The 14,684-nt window shown below is 72.3% G+C and carries 19 protein-coding genes and 1 tRNA gene; 14 read left to right on the forward strand and 6 right to left on the reverse strand.

Features of this window, described 5'->3' with window-relative positions; all coding sequences use genetic code 11:
* Window positions 1-46 precede the first annotated feature (46 nt).
* The 4 genes from ACFPFQ_RS34200 to ACFPFQ_RS34215 all read left to right on the forward strand — a co-directional run bounded on the left by ACFPFQ_RS34200 (window position 47) and on the right by ACFPFQ_RS34215 (window position 2,321).
* A complete protein-coding gene (locus ACFPFQ_RS34200; RefSeq protein ID WP_379626387.1) occupies window positions 47-406 on the forward strand; it encodes a gamma-glutamylcyclotransferase family protein in 360 nt (119 codons plus the stop codon).
* A gap of 65 nt (window positions 407-471) precedes the next feature.
* Window positions 472-939 (forward strand): ATP-binding protein, encoded by a 468-nt coding sequence (locus ACFPFQ_RS34205; RefSeq protein WP_379626389.1) that lies wholly within the window; start codon window positions 472-474, stop codon window positions 937-939.
* 78 nt (window positions 940-1,017) lie between these two features.
* Entirely contained in the window at window positions 1,018-1,398 is a 381-nt protein-coding gene (locus ACFPFQ_RS34210) for an STAS domain-containing protein (protein ID WP_379626391.1), read from the forward strand.
* Window positions 1,399-1,472: 74 nt separating this feature from the next.
* Window positions 1,473-2,321: a SigB/SigF/SigG family RNA polymerase sigma factor gene (locus ACFPFQ_RS34215; protein ID WP_379626393.1), complete on the forward strand. Its 849-nt coding sequence runs from the start codon at window positions 1,473-1,475 to the stop codon at window positions 2,319-2,321.
* Between the two features lie 74 nt (window positions 2,322-2,395).
* On the opposite strand, the gene ACFPFQ_RS34220 is transcribed toward ACFPFQ_RS34215, so the two are convergent.
* A tRNA-Lys gene (locus tag ACFPFQ_RS34220) sits at window positions 2,396-2,471 on the reverse strand.
* A gap of 115 nt (window positions 2,472-2,586) precedes the next feature.
* Here ACFPFQ_RS34220 and ACFPFQ_RS34225 point away from each other — a divergent pair.
* Together ACFPFQ_RS34225 and ACFPFQ_RS34230 are read left to right on the forward strand one after the other, a co-directional pair.
* Window positions 2,587-3,486: a hypothetical protein gene (locus ACFPFQ_RS34225; RefSeq protein WP_379626395.1), complete on the forward strand. Its 900-nt coding sequence runs from the start codon at window positions 2,587-2,589 to the stop codon at window positions 3,484-3,486.
* A 41-nt stretch (window positions 3,487-3,527) separates the two neighbouring features.
* Complete coding sequence (locus ACFPFQ_RS34230; protein ID WP_379626397.1) at window positions 3,528-4,088, forward strand: GrpB family protein; 561 nt, start codon at window positions 3,528-3,530, stop codon at window positions 4,086-4,088.
* On the opposite strand, the gene ACFPFQ_RS34235 is transcribed toward ACFPFQ_RS34230, so the two are convergent.
* The gene (locus tag ACFPFQ_RS34235) at window positions 4,085-4,390 is read right to left on the reverse strand and encodes a winged helix-turn-helix transcriptional regulator (protein WP_379626399.1); all 306 of its coding nucleotides are present in this window, start codon (window positions 4,388-4,390) and stop codon (window positions 4,085-4,087) included. The two genes, ACFPFQ_RS34230 and ACFPFQ_RS34235, sit on opposite strands and share 4 nt — an antisense overlap.
* Window positions 4,387-4,758: a nuclear transport factor 2 family protein gene (locus ACFPFQ_RS34240; RefSeq protein ID WP_379626401.1), complete on the reverse strand. Its 372-nt coding sequence runs from the start codon at window positions 4,756-4,758 to the stop codon at window positions 4,387-4,389. Before ACFPFQ_RS34240 ends, ACFPFQ_RS34235 begins: the two co-directional genes overlap by 4 nt.
* Before the next feature lie 253 nt (window positions 4,759-5,011).
* Between ACFPFQ_RS34240 and ACFPFQ_RS34245 the strand changes: the two genes are divergently transcribed.
* The 3 genes from ACFPFQ_RS34245 to ACFPFQ_RS34255 all read left to right on the forward strand — a co-directional run bounded on the left by ACFPFQ_RS34245 (window position 5,012) and on the right by ACFPFQ_RS34255 (window position 7,508).
* Window positions 5,012-5,551, forward strand: a complete 540-nt coding sequence (locus ACFPFQ_RS34245; RefSeq protein WP_379626402.1) for a beta-class carbonic anhydrase — start codon at window positions 5,012-5,014, stop codon at window positions 5,549-5,551.
* A gap of 197 nt (window positions 5,552-5,748) precedes the next feature.
* A complete protein-coding gene (locus tag ACFPFQ_RS34250) occupies window positions 5,749-6,621 on the forward strand; it encodes a L,D-transpeptidase (protein ID WP_379626404.1) in 873 nt (290 codons plus the stop codon).
* A gap of 14 nt (window positions 6,622-6,635) precedes the next feature.
* Entirely contained in the window at window positions 6,636-7,508 is an 873-nt protein-coding gene (locus tag ACFPFQ_RS34255; protein ID WP_379626406.1) for a hypothetical protein, read from the forward strand.
* Window positions 7,509-7,523: 15 nt separating this feature from the next.
* Here the strand turns inward: ACFPFQ_RS34255 and ACFPFQ_RS34260 are convergent, their stop codons facing one another.
* Window positions 7,524-7,940, reverse strand: coding sequence for an ATP-binding protein (locus tag ACFPFQ_RS34260; RefSeq protein WP_379626408.1), 417 nt, complete (start codon window positions 7,938-7,940; stop codon window positions 7,524-7,526).
* A 103-nt stretch (window positions 7,941-8,043) separates the two neighbouring features.
* Here ACFPFQ_RS34260 and ACFPFQ_RS34265 point away from each other — a divergent pair, with 103 nt between their 5' ends.
* Entirely contained in the window at window positions 8,044-8,967 is a 924-nt protein-coding gene (locus ACFPFQ_RS34265; RefSeq protein WP_379626410.1) for a DMT family transporter, read from the forward strand.
* Between the two features lie 151 nt (window positions 8,968-9,118).
* On the opposite strand, the gene ACFPFQ_RS34270 is transcribed toward ACFPFQ_RS34265, so the two are convergent.
* Window positions 9,119-9,484 (reverse strand): RNA-binding S4 domain-containing protein, encoded by a 366-nt coding sequence (locus ACFPFQ_RS34270; RefSeq protein WP_379626412.1) that lies wholly within the window; start codon window positions 9,482-9,484, stop codon window positions 9,119-9,121.
* A gap of 62 nt (window positions 9,485-9,546) precedes the next feature.
* On the reverse strand, window positions 9,547-10,338 hold the full coding sequence (locus ACFPFQ_RS34275; protein ID WP_379626414.1) for a 2-keto-4-pentenoate hydratase: 792 nt from the start codon (window positions 10,336-10,338) through the stop codon (window positions 9,547-9,549).
* Between the two features lie 207 nt (window positions 10,339-10,545).
* Here ACFPFQ_RS34275 and ACFPFQ_RS34280 point away from each other — a divergent pair, with 207 nt between their 5' ends.
* The 4 genes from ACFPFQ_RS34280 to ACFPFQ_RS34295 all read left to right on the forward strand — a co-directional run bounded on the left by ACFPFQ_RS34280 (window position 10,546) and on the right by ACFPFQ_RS34295 (window position 14,653).
* Window positions 10,546-12,675, forward strand: coding sequence for a carboxypeptidase regulatory-like domain-containing protein (locus tag ACFPFQ_RS34280; protein WP_379626416.1), 2,130 nt, complete (start codon window positions 10,546-10,548; stop codon window positions 12,673-12,675).
* 61 nt (window positions 12,676-12,736) lie between these two features.
* Entirely contained in the window at window positions 12,737-13,579 is an 843-nt protein-coding gene (locus tag ACFPFQ_RS34285) for an alpha/beta hydrolase (RefSeq protein WP_379626418.1), read from the forward strand.
* 214 nt (window positions 13,580-13,793) lie between these two features.
* The gene (locus tag ACFPFQ_RS34290; protein WP_379626420.1) at window positions 13,794-14,282 is read left to right on the forward strand and encodes a cysteine dioxygenase; all 489 of its coding nucleotides are present in this window, start codon (window positions 13,794-13,796) and stop codon (window positions 14,280-14,282) included.
* Complete coding sequence (locus ACFPFQ_RS34295) at window positions 14,279-14,653, forward strand: rhodanese-like domain-containing protein (protein WP_379626422.1); 375 nt, start codon at window positions 14,279-14,281, stop codon at window positions 14,651-14,653. Before ACFPFQ_RS34290 ends, ACFPFQ_RS34295 begins: the two co-directional genes overlap by 4 nt.
* Window positions 14,654-14,684: the final 31 nt, after the last annotated feature.

The following is a 14,684-nucleotide window of genomic DNA, read 5'->3' on the forward strand; positions in this document are numbered from 1 at the left end:
ATGATCAGATCCGCATCCGCGGAGATCCTGGTCGAAGGAGTCGCCGGTGTCCCTGATCTACCTGTTCTCCTACGGCACGCTGCGGTTGCGTTCCGTGCAGCTCGCCCAGTTCGGCCGGGAACTGGGCGGCGAGCCGGACGAGCTCGTCGGCTACGCCATGGCGACACTCGTGATCACCGACCCGGATGTGATCGCGGTCAGCGGGTCCGACCGGCATCCGGTCGTCCGCTTCACCGGCGATCCGGCCGATCGGGTGGCCGGCAGCGTCTTCGTGATCACGGCGGCGGAGCTGGCCGCCGCCGACGAGTACGAGGTGGCCGACTACGTCAGGATGTCGGCTCCGCTCGCGTCGGGGCTGCAGGCCTGGGTGTACATCGGGGCGTCGACGGGTGCGCCCGACGGCTGACCGAGCCCCAGCGATCGGCGGCGTGCAGGGCGTTGAACCGGTGCCGTTGTGGGTACCTCTGGTGGATGACGCTTCCGAGACTCACCTCACGCCGGAAGCACCTGCGTCGGCGCTGGACGGTGCCTGCCGATGCCGAGAGCCCCGCGGTGCTGCGGATCCATGCCAGGAGCGAGCTGGTCCACTGGGACGTCCCCGGGCCGGCGATCGACGAAGCGATCATGGTGCTCAACGAGCTGGTCAGCAACGCACTCCAACACTCCCGCGCCCGCACGGAGGTGCGACTGAGCTACAACGGCGACCGGATCCGGATCCGGGTCCGCGACGATTCGGCCCAGCCACCGAACCTGCGCCCTCGCAGCCTGCTCGCGGTGGCCGGTCGCGGGTTGCAGCTGGTTGACGCGATCGCCCACGGTTGGGGATGGCGACCTCACGCGATCGGGAAGACGGTGTGGGCGTCGATCAGGACCGGTCCGGTGTCCCCCGCTCCCGGGGTCGTGCACTACCTGCGTCCACCGGCGTTGTTGCTGCACTGATGCCACATCTCCGCATCCGGCGGGGGCCGTCCGTGTGAAGTTGCCGGCTCGTCGTTCGCTCGCCGCTAGAGTCCGGTGGTGAACGACTCCCACGGTGACGACGCGCTCGGCGTGGATCTCCGGCTCAGCACCACCACCACCATCGACGACACCGTGATCGTCGCCGCCGCGGGCGAGGTGGACATGGTGACCGTCCCGCAGCTGCACGCGGCCGTGTTCGAGGTGCTCAACAGCGATCCTGTGCCCGGCAGGCTGGTCCTGGACCTGCACGACGTCACGTTCCTCAGCTCCGCAGGCCTGGGCCTGATGGTGGAGATCGCGGGCACCGCCGAGGCCCGCAACATCAGCCTCGCCGTCGTTGCCGGCACCCCGGTACTGGTCCGCCCGCTGGAGGTGACCGGCCTGGCGGAGCGATTCGCGCTCTTCGACGACCTGCCCGCCGCACTGGCCGCCCGGTAGCACCGAACACGCCCGGGGATCCCGCGTTTGGCGCCCGTGACCGGCGGGTACCTGTCGCCATGGCGGTGGTTGCGGTGCGCACGCAGACAGCCCGTTCCCCGCGCAGCGCCGGGCCCGCCGCGGCTGGGCCCACCCCGACCGACGCCGGGTCGGATCGGTCGAGATCTGCCGACGAGTACGGCCATCTCGCTCCGCTGCTGGCGCAGTACGCGGGCCTCGATCCCGCCGACGGACGTCGATCGGCGTTGCGTGCTCGGTTGGCCGATGGGTACCTGCCGGTCGTGCACCACATCGCCCTGCGCTACGACCGGCGCGGTGTCGCGCTCGACGACCTCGTCCAGGTGGGATCGATCGGGCTGCTCAAGGCGCTGGATCGGTTCGACCCGGCGCTGTCGGGGTCGTTCCTGACCTATCTCATCCCGACGGTCACCGGTGAGATACGCCACTACTTCCGCGATCATGCCTGGGCGGTGCGGGTCCCCCGTCCGCTCAAGGACATCCAGGCTCCGCTGCGGGCCGCCGCCGCGGTGTTGACGACCGAGTTGAACCGGGCACCCCGACCCAGCGAGATCGCCGCTCGTCTCGGCATCGACCGTGAACAGGTCATCGAGGCCCTGCGCGTGCAGGACGCCTACCGGCCAGCCTCCCTCGACGGCGATACCGGCACCGACACCGGTGACAGCGCCCTCGTCCGGAGTCTCGGCCAGCTCGACGCCGCCTTCGGCCAGGTCGAGAACCGGGAGTCGATCAAGCGAGCACTGGCCACACTCGCACCCCGGGACCGGGACATCATCGTGTTGCGCTTCTTCGGGGAACTCACCCAATCCCAGATCGCCGAGCAGGTCGGGCTCTCGCAGATGCACGTCTCCCGGTTGCTGGCACAGGCGTTGAAGCTCCTGCGCACTGCCATGACCACGCTCTGATGCATGGCGGTCCGTGCGGCTCGCCGCACGTCCCTCGCAACGGGAATGCAGGCCCTGACCGCGTCGTGCGGACGTGGTGGGCCCCCCGGGACTCGAACCCGGAACCAACGGATTAAAAGTCCGATGCTCTGCCGATTGAGCTAGAGGCCCGCGCCCCACAGCCTACCCACCTCGCGATGCCGTCCCCGGCCTACGCCTGCGGGCGTAGGCGGGCGCCTCCCTGAGGGGATTGTCCGCAGGTGGGCGCGGCGCCCACCATCGCCTCATGACCACATCCCGGGGGGCAGTGCGTTCGATCTGGGACGAGGGCAGGTGGGTGGAGCGGGTCGCCTACGTCCTCGCTGCAGTGCTCTTCGCGAGCGGGGTGGTGCACCTCGGGGTGCTCGTGGTGTCCGGCGGGAGTTGGGAGGGGCCGCTGTCGCTGCGGAAGCCGACGACGTTCGGCCTGTCGTTCGGGGTGACGCTCGCGTCCGTCGCCTGGGCCACGTCATATCTCACGGTGCGGTCGCGGGTGCGGAACCTGTTGCTGGGGCTGTTCATCGCAGCGAGCGTCGTGGAGACGGTGCTGGTCAGCATGCAGGCGTGGCGTGGTGTGCCGTCGCACTTCAACTTCGAGACGGGGTTCGACAACGCCGTGTCCATGACGCTCGCGGCCGGGGGCGGGGTGATCATCCTGGTCGCGGTCGGGTTCGCCGCTGCCGCCGTCGTGGGCGTCGGCGCGATCACCCCCAGCATGCGGGTGGCGCTGCGGGCCGGGTTCGGGTTACTGCTGGTCGCGCTCGGCGCCGGCGCGGTCATGATCGCGACCGGCGTCGTCGAGGCGCGCGGCGGGAACCCGCAGCTGGCCTACGACACCGCCGGCGCGCTCAAGCCGCTGCACTTCGTCGCCATGCACGGGATCCTCGTCCTGCCGGGGCTCGCGTGGCTGCTCCGGTTCGACAATGGGAGCGAGCGGCGACGGACCGCGATCGTCGGGGTCGGGGCGATCGCCTACGCGGTGTTGACGGCCGTGGTCGGCGTCGAGTCGGCAACCGGGGTGTCCCCGCTCGCCGCTCCGCCCCTGCAGACCTCGTTCTCGGTCGCCGCGCTCGTCGTGCTGCTGGGCTGCGGGGGTTTCGCGATGGGCGGTGCGCTCCACCGCGACGGGGCTGCGGTCCGCGCCTGACGCGCGCTACGTTGGCCCGCTGACCGGCGAAGGGTGTTGCGATGCCCGAACCACTGACCGGCGACCATCTCGCCACCGTCCTGCTCCGCGGGCTGCAACCGGCGCGCGTCGTGCTCGCCGAGCCCGATCCGGAGTGGACCGTGCGGTTCGCGTGGCGCGCCGCGCAGTTGCGGGCAGTGCTCGGTGAGCGCGCGCTGCGCATCGAGCACCATGGGTCGACATCGGTGCCGGGCCTCGTCGCGAAGCCGATCGTCGACATGGTCCTGTGCGTCGCCGATCCGGACGACGAGCCCGCCTACCTCCCGGAGCTCACGGCGCTCGGCTACGAGCTGCGCGTCCGCGAGCCCGGCCATCGCTGCCTGCGCATCGGGGAGCCCGCCGAGCCGGTCAACCTGCACTGCTGGGCGCCCGACGATCCGGAGGTGCGGCGGGTGCTGCTGTTCCGGGACCGGCTCCGCGCCGACGCCGCCGACCGCGACCGCTACGCCGCGGTCAAGCGCGAGCTGGCGCGGCGGGAGTGGCGCGACATCAACTTCTACGCCGACGCCAAGGGGTCGATGATCCGCGAGATCCTCGGGCGGGCGGGCTGGGCGGAGGGCTAACCAGCATCCAGCTCCGCCACCCATTGCTCCGACCAGCGGCTGAGGGGGAGCAGGTGGGTCGTGAGCGACTCGCCCTGCCCGGTGAGCTGGTAGCCCGCAGGCGTGGCCGTGGCCAGCCGCACCTCACGCAGCACGTCGAGGCGGCCGCTGAGCACGCTCGACGAGAGCCCGCCGCAGCGCTGCTGCAGCTCGCGGAACGTGAGGGGCGCGTGGGAGTGCAGCTCCCACATGATCCGCAACGTCCAGCGCTGCCCGATCACGTCGAACAGCGCCATGATCGGACGCCTGGGGCGCGACGTCACCGCTTGCTCGGCAGCGGGTGGGCCTCGAGCAGCTCGGCCATGCGCATGATCGACGCCCGCAGCTCCGCGAAGGGGCGCAGCAGCAGCGTCGCCTCGACGAGCCTGCCCTGCTCGTCGGCGACCTGGACGAAGACACCGTTGAGGGTGTCCTCGCCGGCCCGCCCGGTGAACTCGGCGAGGCTGCGCGCACCGGAGACGTGCCGGTGCTGCTCCTCGATGCCCGTGAGGACCTGGCCGATCGTGGTGAACAGGTGCGCGACGTCGGCCCGGCCCGTGTAGCTGCGGATCGGGCTGTGGAACGTCACGTCCTCCGCGAGGACGGCATCTGGATCGGACAGGTTGAGCAGCTCCTGGACGGCGAACGGCACGGCTTCCTCCTCGCAGCGGTGCTTCTTTTTTCGAAGCAGTCGAGGTCACGGTACCGCATGACCTCTGGATGTGGCGCCGTTCTCCGGCTCGGACGCGACGGGGCGCACCTCGACGGTCTCGCCGGTGGCCACCGTGATCCGGGTCCCGATCGGCAGGATGCGGTCGAGGCCGTCGCAGTTCACGTGCGGGCCCCGATCGGACGCTCATCACTTCACCTGCACGAGATAGCGTTCTCGACCTACCGTAGGTGGCGTGAGCGACGAAGAGCTGTTGCGCCGCTATCACGCGGGCGGTGGGCGGCTTGCTGCGGCGAACGCGCGTGGTCTGTCAGTGGTGCCGAGCCTCCACACGGTCGTGTTGACGTGCATGGACTCCCGCATCGACGCCTTTGCGCTGTTCGGGCTGGAACTGGGCGAGGTGCACGTGCTCCGCAACGCGGGCGGGGTGGTCACCGACGACGTTGTGCGCTCACTGACGATCAGCCAGCGCAAGCTGGGCACGCGTGACGTGTTCCTGGTGCAGCACACCCAGTGTGGCCTCTCGACCTTCACCGACGAAGAGTTCTCCGAGGAGCTCGCCGTGGACGTCGGGATGCGCCCGCCGTGGCGCACGCACGCCTTCGTCGATCCGGTGGTCAACGTCCGGCGCGGGATGGCGCGGTTGCGGCACGACCCGTTCCTCATGCCCGACACCACGGTGCGCGGCTTCGTGCTCGACATCGAGAAGTTCGTGCTCGAGGAGGTCGCGCTCGAGGAGCCCGACAGTGCGCGGGAGCACAACCCCTTCCCGTGATCGGGTTGGTTGCACACTGACACCACCAATCACTCAACGTGCACATAGATGACGCATTGTCATCGAACGGACATGATGAGTAACCTCCTGGGGATCTGGTCGTTCACCGGATGCGCACTGCGCAACCGAGTGATCTCGCAGAGTCATCTGACGGGGGAGCCCGGAAGCGCTCCCTGTCCATCCGTCGGTTGGGTCCCATGGCACTGCACACCGCTCCGCGTCCGCCGGCGCCGTCGCGCCCGCCGTCCCGCCGCTCGATGCTGGCCTGGGCGGCAGGCGGTGTCGTCGGGGTGCTCGTCGCCATCGTCGTGGCGCTCGGGGTCGCCGGGCCGAGCCCGGCGCCGGCCCCGGCGGCGCAGCTGCCCGCAGCAGCCGCGACACCCGCTGCCGCCCCCGCGGCCGATCCGGAGCCCATCCCGGCCGGCCTGCCGCTGAGCACCACCTACACGACGATCGGCGGGGCGCCCCGCGACACGGCCGCGACGGCCACCGACGGCATCGTGGTGCACCCCGTGCACGAATCAGTGATCTACGACAGCGCCGGTGGCCGGGCCATCGCCCGGATACAGCCGGCGCAGTTCGGCGACGTCTGGCTCCCGGTGATCGGCCAGCAGCCCGGGTGGGTACGGGTGCTGCTGCCGTCCAAGCCCAACGGGTCGACGGGCTGGCTGCGCGCAGGCGACACCACTGCCGCCCGGACGCCGTACACGATCGCGGTGCACCTGGAGTCCAAGCGGCTGGACCTGCGCCGCGGCAACGACATGGTGGGGAGCTGGACGGTCGGCACCGGCAAGGCGTCCGCACCCACGCCCGCCGTGCGCACCTTCGTGCTCGGCGCGTTCCGCGACCCGAAGCAGAAGTACTCGCCGGTGATCCTGCCGCTCGGTGCGCACAGCCCGACCCTCGACTCGTTCGGTGGCGGCCCCGGCACCGTCGCGATCCACACCTGGCCCACCGACGACGTCTTCGGCGCCGCGAGCAGCGACGGCTGCATCCGCGTCCCGTCGGACGCACTCGACCACCTGACCGGCGTGCCACTCGGGACCGTCGTTCTGATCACTGACGATTGAGGGGATCCACCACCGTGAACAGCAAGAAGCTCGCTGGTGCGGGTGCCGCGGCCATCGCAGCGGCCACCGCTGTGGCCGTGCTCGTGCTCGGGTCGACCACCGCGGTGGCCGCTGAGGCGCGCCCGGCTTCGGCGTACGGGCTCTCGGCCAGCGGCGCGCTGCACATCGACCCGATCCCCGCTGTCGTCTCGCGCGACGGGAAGCTCGTGCGTGACGAGCTGCTCGGACTGAGCAAGCTCGTGCCCGGCGCCGCGAACGGCGGCCTGACGGCGGGGTTGTTCACCGTGCAGGCGCAGCGCGGTGCGGCCGAGACCTCGGTGGCGCAGCTGAACCTGGCCGGGCTGCTGCGTGCCGACCTCATCCGCACGTCCTGCGTCGACGGGCACGGCAAGCTCCAGATCGTCAACGGTTCGGTGCTGGGCACCCCGCTGCCCACCGACTCGGAGTCGCGCAACACGATCAACGTCTCGCCGCTGCTGCGGGTGTCGCTGGGTGGGGAGACGCGCAACGGCGACGGCTCGGTCACCGTCACCGGCATCAAGCTGGAGCTCCTGCCGGCGGGCAAGGCCGACGTCGACAAGCCGCTGACGGCGTCGGAGCGCTCGGCCGTCCCGGCACTGGGTGACCTGCTCGGCACCAAGCTGGACCCGGCCGCCACCGTCGGCGGGCTCGTCGGGCAGCTGACCAGCACGCTCGGCAAGAGCCTCGACTTCTCCGGCTCGCTGCAGACGATCACCATCGGCTCGGCGACCTGCGGCGGCGACGCGGCCCAGCAGCCTGAGGAGCCTGCCGAGGCAACCCCGGTGCGGCATGCCCCCGACCAGGAGGACGCCCCGGAGGCGCCGGTGCCCACGATCGTCGACGGGGACCTGCCGGTCACCCACTGACCGACGCCGGAGCGTTCAGCCGACGGCGGCGGGCGGCAGTCGCCAGTACATGGCGACGGTCGTCCCCGCGTCGGTGCTCTGCACCGTGACGCGCTGGGCGAGCCCCGCGATCAGCACCATCCCGTGGCCGCGCGGACCGGGATCGGCAGGTGGGGGCCGCCACCTGCCGTGGTCGCGCACCAGCACCCTCAGCTCGTCGGATTCCGCGGGTCCGGCCTCCAGCCACGCTTCGGCTCCACCGTCGGGGTAGGCGTGATCGGCCACGTTCGCGAGGGCCTCGTGGGTGGCGAGCACGATGTCGTCGACGTCGTCGGGGCCCATCCCGGCCGCGGCGGCCCAGGTGGCGATCCGCTGGCGGACGCGGCCCAACCCGGCCGCCAGCATCGGCCCGGTCAGGCGCAGCACCAGTCTGGCGGGGCGCCTGCGCCTCACCGACCGTGTCTTGCCTGGCTGCTGGGTCTCGATGAGCACGACTACCCGAACCCGAGCGCTCCCAACCGGTATGGATCGGACGTCCTGCGCGTTGGGGCGTGATGTGGATCGACGTGAAACCGGGCCGGACCGGACATGGCTGGTCGCGATCGCGGCCGCACTCTGGGGAACCGACGCGCTGCTGCGCCAACCGCTGGCGGGTCAGCTCCCTGCGGCGACGATCGTGTTCTGGGAACACCTGCTGATCGTCGTCGTGCTGGTGCCGTTCCTGCCGGCGGCGGTGCAGGCGTTCCGAGCGGCGACGCCGAAGGCCCGCGTGGCGTTCCTGGTGATCGGCGCCGGGTCGTCGGCGATCGCGACCGCCCTGTTCACCGCCGCGTTCAAGTACGGCGACCCGATCACGCCGCTGGTGCTGCAGAAGCTGCAGCCACTGGTCGCGGTGATCGCCGCCGCCGTGCTGATCGGCGAGCGGGTGCGGCGCAGCTACTGGCTCTTCGCGATACCGGCGCTCGCCGGAGCGTGGCTGATGGCGTTCGCGAACCCGTTCTCGGTGGCGCCGTCCGCCGTCACCTCGGCACTGCTGGCCGTCGGAGCGGCGGTGCTGTGGGCGGTGGGCACCGTGCTGGGCAGGCTGGTCAGCGTCGAGACCTCGAGCCGTGACGTCACGGTGCTGCGGTTCGCCATCGGGCTGCCCGCCGCCGCCATCGTCCTGGGCGTGCAGGGCGCGCCGGTGGCCGTCACGATCGCGCAGTTCGGGCCGCTCGTGCTGCTCGCGCTGATCCCCGGCCTGCTCGGTCTCGCGCTGTACTACGTGGGCCTGCGTTCCACCGCGGCTGCGCGGGCGACGCTGGCCGAGATGGCGTTCCCGGTGACCGCGGCGCTGATCGGGGTGACGTTGCTGGGTGCGCACCTGTCCTGGAGCCAGTGGGTCGGGCTGGGCGTGGTGGTGGCCTCGGTGACGGCGCTCGGGCTGCGGGAGCGCTCGACGAAGCCGGTGGTGCAGGTGGCCGAGCCGGTCGCTCCGTAGCCCGCTGTGCTGGGTTGCCTGATGGCAGGAAGGTCAGTGTGCCGAGGGATTGGGGTCCCGTTGCGCCGGACTGGTGATCAACGCCCACAGGTTCCGGTTGGATCATGAGCCACTGCGCGCTCGGCCACCGGCGCCGAATCGCCGCTGCGGCCTAGAGCAGACCGCTGCGGAACTCGTCGAGGACGCGGCGCTCGCGCTTGGTCGGGCGTCCGGCACCCCGGTCGCGGCGGGCCACCGGGATAGCGGCCAGCGGCGGCGGTGCAGGTGTCCGGTCGATGAAGCAGGTGGCGGCGTCGGCGGCCCCGACCCGCTTCTGGATCACCCGCACCACCTCGACGATGCGCGTGGTGTCGTGGACGCGGGCGCGCACCTCGTCACCCGGGGAGACCATCGTGGCGGGCTTGGCGGGCCGGTCGTTGACCCGCACGTGCCCGCCACGGCAGGCCGCAGCGGCGTCCGGGCGGGTCTTGGTCAGCCGCACCGCCCACAGCCATCGGTCCAGTCGCGTCGACTCCACACCCGGAGATGATGCCCCGCCCGCGTGCTGGGCGCATCCGAATCCGGCGGGGCGGGCAGCGCTCAGGGTGTGAACGCGACCGTGATCTCGCCGAGCGCCCCGAAATCCGCGCGCACCGCGTCGCCAGGGCCGATCGGGGGCGGCGGGGTGGTGGTGCCGGTGGTGACGACCTCTCCGGCCCGCAGGGATCGCCCGTACCGGGGCAGGTCCGCGGCGGCCCAGGTCAGCGCCGTGCAGGGATCGCCGAGCACGGCAGCGCCGCTCCCGGAGGACGCCTGGACCCCGTTTATCCACAGGGCGGTGGGCCATGTGGACAGGTCGAGGTCGCGCCAGTCCGGCACCTCCGGCCCGAGCACGAACCGGCCCGCGCAGGCGCAGTCGGCGACGAGCTGCGCGCCACCGGCCGTTTCGAACGCCGCGAAGCGCGAGTCCGGGAGCTCGAGGGCGATGTGCAGTGCGCCGACGGCGTCGAGCAGCTCGTCACCGGACGCACCCGCCGCCACGTCCGTACCCATGACGAACGCGAACTCGGCCTCGGCGACACGCATGTGCATGCCCTCGGAGGCCAGCACGTCGCCACTCTCGTGCCGGAACCGGGAGAACAGCGGACCGATCAGCGGCCCCTCGACGCCGATGTGGGCCTGACCCGCCGTCGACGTGGCGGCGAGCTTCCACCCGTAGGCAGGCCCGGCCAGCGCGCGGAGCGCCTCCTGGACCGCGACGCCCGCTGCGACGTCACGCGGGCGGACAGCGGAGGGCAGCGCGGCGAGGCGCCGGCCGCTCGTCCACGCCGTCCACACCGCCTCGGCAGCGGATTCGGCGGCGGGCTCGGCAGCGGAACGGGTGACGGACACGCCCAGATCTTGCCATCCAGGCGGTTGTGCATGACAGCGATCATGGCCGTGAGCTGCGGGAACACGCCGTCGCCCGCAACCTGATCGCGGGGCCACCTGATGCTAGGTTGCAACCTGCGGGCGAATCGTCCGCCACCCCCTCAGCCCCAAGGTGCGTCCCGAGCCGGGGGTGCGGCACGCAGTGGTGATAGAGCGGAGAGTGCCGGGATGAGCACGCTGGGTCTGGTGGCGGTGATCCTCCTTGTGATCGTCGTCGCGTTGTTCGTCGTGTTGGGCCTGGTCACACGGCGCAAGCGCGCACCCGAGCCGGTCGAGCAGCAGCCGCGCACCGTCGCCGATCTCGTGCGGCTGCGGGCCGAGGCGGGTACCCGGCCGGAGCCGGTGCGCACGGCCGAGCCCGCCGATGGCGTCGAGCCGGTTGCCGCCGCCGAGCCCGCCGCCGAGCCCGTTGTCAGCGCCGAGCCGGCCGCTGCTGTCGAGCCCGCGGTATCCGCGCGGCCCGCCGCGGCCACTCCCGTTGCCGCCGCCGAGCCGCCCGTCGCGGTCGTCCCACCCGCGCTGCCGGCCTCGCTGCCGCCGGTCGCCGATCTCGTCGCTCCGCACGACGCGTCGGAGCCGGTCGCCGCGCCGCCCGCCGAGCCCAGCCGTGCCACCGACACCCCGTGGGGCCGGGCCGCCCGGGTCGCCAACGGCGAGAGCAAGTTCTGGGCACAGGAAGGCGATCCGGGTGCGCCGCCGCAGCCAGAGCCCGCCCCCGCCGAAGTCCGTTCTGCCGCGCCGGTGTGGATCGCGCCGGAGCGCGGCGCCGAGGACGCGAGCTGGTCCGGTTACACCGACTGGGCGGAGGTCGACGCGGCCGAGCACGACGCTCCCGCTGTCACCACGGCGGCCGCCACCACCGCCGAGCCGGTCTTCCGCGCGCTCCCCAAGCCCGGCGTGCCGGCCCCGGCCGCGCAGGATGCCGTATGGACGCCGCCGGAGGAGATGCCCCAGCCCGTTTCGGAGACCCAGCCCGTTTCGGAGACTCAGCCCGCCACCGCCACCGAGGCCGAGGGGGCAGACGCTGCGTCCGGCCCGCGCCCGCTGGTGGTCGTGCCGTCCGCGAACCGATCCGAGGGTGGCGATGTCGCGCCCGCGGCGCGGTCGCTGGCCGTGGCCCCTGCTGCCGAGCCCGGCGAGCTCCCCGTCCTCCGGCCGCTCGCCGTGGTGCCGTCGCCGTCCGAGCGCCCGGCAGCGCCGCGGCCGCTGGCCGTGGTGCCGCCGCTGCCGGTCGAACCCGCCATGTCGGACGAGGTTGCCGACGAGGTGGCCGACGAGGAGGCAACGGGCGATGCGCCCGACGGCCGGCCCGTCGAGGACACCGGGAACGACATCGCGCCGGACAGCGCGCACACTGTGACGGTGTCCTCACCCACGGCAGCCGAACCATCACCCGTCGTGCCGTCCGCGGGTGTGCGTCCCGCGACCTCCGGCGCGCCCGATCCCGTGATCGTGCGCCCTGCGGCCTTCCCGCCCGCCGATCCGCCGATGGGGCCCGTCGACGTGGTCTCGCCGCTCGCACCTGATGAGCCCCACGGTGGGCAGGCGGCCTACGCCGGTGTCCGCACCGCGGCCCGTCCGCGCCGCACCGCAGCGGAGACGGCCGCGGAACAGGCCGCCGCCGACCTGGCCCTGCTTCGCACGTTCGGCTTCTCCGAGGCTGCCGGTGAGCCCGACGGTGAGCCGGTCGTCTCACTGGCCGGTGTCGAGGAGGCCGTCGACATCGAGGACGACGGTGCCGCACAGCCCGTCCGCGTCCGGGTGGTGGGGCGCGACGGCACCGGCATCGCCGATGCCACCGTCTCGCTGCTCGATGACCGAGGCCGCGACACGGCCACCCACACCACCGACGGCGAGGGACGCGGCGAGCTGCGGGCCCCGCACCCCGGCGGGTACGTGCTGGTGTCCACGGCCCCCGACCACCAGCCGGGTGCGGTGGCCATCACCGTGGGCCGCGAGGCCGTCGACGCCGAGGTGCTGCTGGCGCGGTCGGCGTCACTGACCGGCGGCGTGTACGGCGAGGACGGCCCGATCGTCGGTGCCCGCCTGACGCTCGTGCAGGACGGCGAGATCGTCGACACGGTCGACAGCGACACCGACGGCTTCTACCGGATCGCCGACCTGGCCGCGGGGGAGTACGGCCTCTCGGTCACGGCTGCCGACTGCGAGCCGGTCGCGGTGCTGCTGGAGGTGGCCGACGAGACCGAGCTGCGCCACGACATCGACCTCGAGCCGGCCGGGATCCCGAGCGGGCCGGCTCCGTCGGACGGTGACGACATGATGATCGGTCACCGCTGACGTCTCCTGCCCGATAGGTTCACCGCGACGAGCGGTGCAGGCAGGCGGATGGAGCAGGTGGATGGCGGACCAGCCGGTACACGTCGAGGGCAGGCTCGCGGGCGCCCGCGGCGTCGAGTTGTTCTGGCAGGGCTGGCTCCCGGCCGCGCCACCCACCGGAGTGGTGCTGCTCTGCCACGGGCTCGGCGAGCACTCGGGCCGCTACGGCAACGTCGTCGACGCGCTCGTCCCCGACGGGTGGGCGGTGTACGGCGTCGATCACCGCGGCCACGGTCGTTCCGGTGGCCGCCGCGCGCACCTCGACGACTACGCCGACTGGCTGTCGGACTTCGACGTGTTCCGCCGCACCGTCGTGGCGCGCCACGAGGGCCTGCCGGTGTTCCTGCTCGGCCACAGCATGGGCGGGCAGATCGCGCTGGCCTACGCGCTGGATCACCAGCCCGACCTGAAGGGCCTGGTGCTCTCCGCGCCGGCACTGGCCAGCAACGCCGTGCCGAAGGCGGCCGTCCCCGTGCTGCGGCTGCTCGCGAAGGTGGCCCCGACGCTGCGCCCGGCCGGCATCGACGGCACGAAGATCAGCAAGGATCCCGCTGTCGTCGCGGCGTACCAGTCAGACCCGTTGGTGCACCAGGGAAACCCGACGCTCGGACTCTCGGCCGCGCTCTTCGGCCAGTTCGGGGTGCTCCCGGCGCGGGCGCGCTCGCTGCGCCTGCCGCTGCTGCTGCAGCACGGCTCCGCCGACGTCCTCACCGATCCGGCCGGCACGCGGGCGCTCGAGGCCAGCAGCGGGTCCCCGGACCAGACGGTGCGCTGGTACGAGGGGCTGTGGCACGAGATCTACAACGAGCCGGAGCGCGACGCCCCGCTCAAGGACCTGCGCAACTGGCTCGACGCGCACCGCTGACCGTCTCGACGATGTCGGACATTTGCTGCCCCGCCATCCAGAATTGGGAGGAAGTGGCAGGCGGGACCGCTGCTGTGGTGATATGGAGTCATGTCGCCCGCCGCTCACCTCGGAGAGATCTGGGGATGTCGCCGGGCCGACCACTTCGACCAGTGCTGTCGCACGAGCTGACGTACCCCGTCCGCTCGCTCGACCTCGTCACTGGAGTACCTCCGTGCTGCTGCACGCACCCACGCCCCTTGCCCTGTCCGACCTGACCGCGCTCACCCGTGAGGTCGCCGATGAGGTGCGCGCCGGCGTGCACCAGGTGGTGGTGGATCCCGACCGGCGCTGGTACCGGCTGATCCGCAGTGACGCCTACGTCGACGTGTGGCTGATCAGCTGGGCGTTCGAGCAGGTGGCGGAGCTGCACGACCACGCGGGCTCGCTCGGCGCGCTGACGGTGGTGTCGGGGGCGCTGCAGGAGCAGCGCTGGACCGGGCAGGGCCTGCGCGCCCGCAGCTTCGGTGCCGGCCGCAGCGCGGGCTTCCCGCTGGGGCACGTGCACGACGTCGGCAACCACTCCGCCACACCCGCGGTCAGCGTGCACGCCTATTCTCCGCCTCTGACGGCCATGTCGTACTACAGCGTCGAGCCGGAGCGTCGCCTGCGCCGCACCCGTACGGTGCTGACGGCGGCCGGCTCCTCGGAGGGAGTGGGATGACCCGCACGGTGAACGATCTGCTCGAAGCGGCGAGGGCGCGGCTGGACCGCCCGGATCCGCGCCGGGCAGCGGAGCTGGTGGCGCACGGCGCGTACCTCGTCGACACCCGCCCCGGCTGGCAGCGCGAGCAGGAGGGCGAGATCGCCGGGGCGCTGGTGATCGAGCGCAACCACATCGAGTGGCGGCTGGACCCCACGTCCGACGCGCGCATCCCGGAGGCCGTCGATCACGACGTCACGTGGGTGCTGTTCTGCTCGGAGGGCTACTCGTCGAGCCTCGCGGCGGCGTCGCTGCAGGACATCGGCCTGCACAACGCCACCGACATCGACGGCGGGTTCAAGGCCTGGAAGGCCGAGTTCGGCGGGTCCTGATCGAGTCCTCGCCGGCACCCACCTTGGCGTC

This window comes from Pseudonocardia sp. GCM10023141 (assembly GCF_042653605.1).

Coding starts and splice junctions, on each gene's coding strand:
- ACFPFQ_RS34205 (WP_379626389.1), top strand. CDS start 472: ATGACGCTTCCGAGACTCACCTCACGCCGGAAGCACCTGCGTCGGCGC.
- ACFPFQ_RS34225 (WP_379626395.1), top strand. CDS start 2,587: ATGACCACATCCCGGGGGGCAGTGCGTTCGATCTGGGACGAGGGCAGG.
- ACFPFQ_RS34230 (WP_379626397.1), top strand. CDS start 3,528: ATGCCCGAACCACTGACCGGCGACCATCTCGCCACCGTCCTGCTCCGC.
- ACFPFQ_RS34250 (WP_379626404.1), top strand. CDS start 5,749: ATGGCACTGCACACCGCTCCGCGTCCGCCGGCGCCGTCGCGCCCGCCG.
- ACFPFQ_RS34280 (WP_379626416.1), top strand. CDS start 10,546: ATGAGCACGCTGGGTCTGGTGGCGGTGATCCTCCTTGTGATCGTCGTC.
- ACFPFQ_RS34285 (WP_379626418.1), top strand. CDS start 12,737: ATGGCGGACCAGCCGGTACACGTCGAGGGCAGGCTCGCGGGCGCCCGC.
- ACFPFQ_RS34295 (WP_379626422.1), top strand. CDS start 14,279: ATGACCCGCACGGTGAACGATCTGCTCGAAGCGGCGAGGGCGCGGCTG.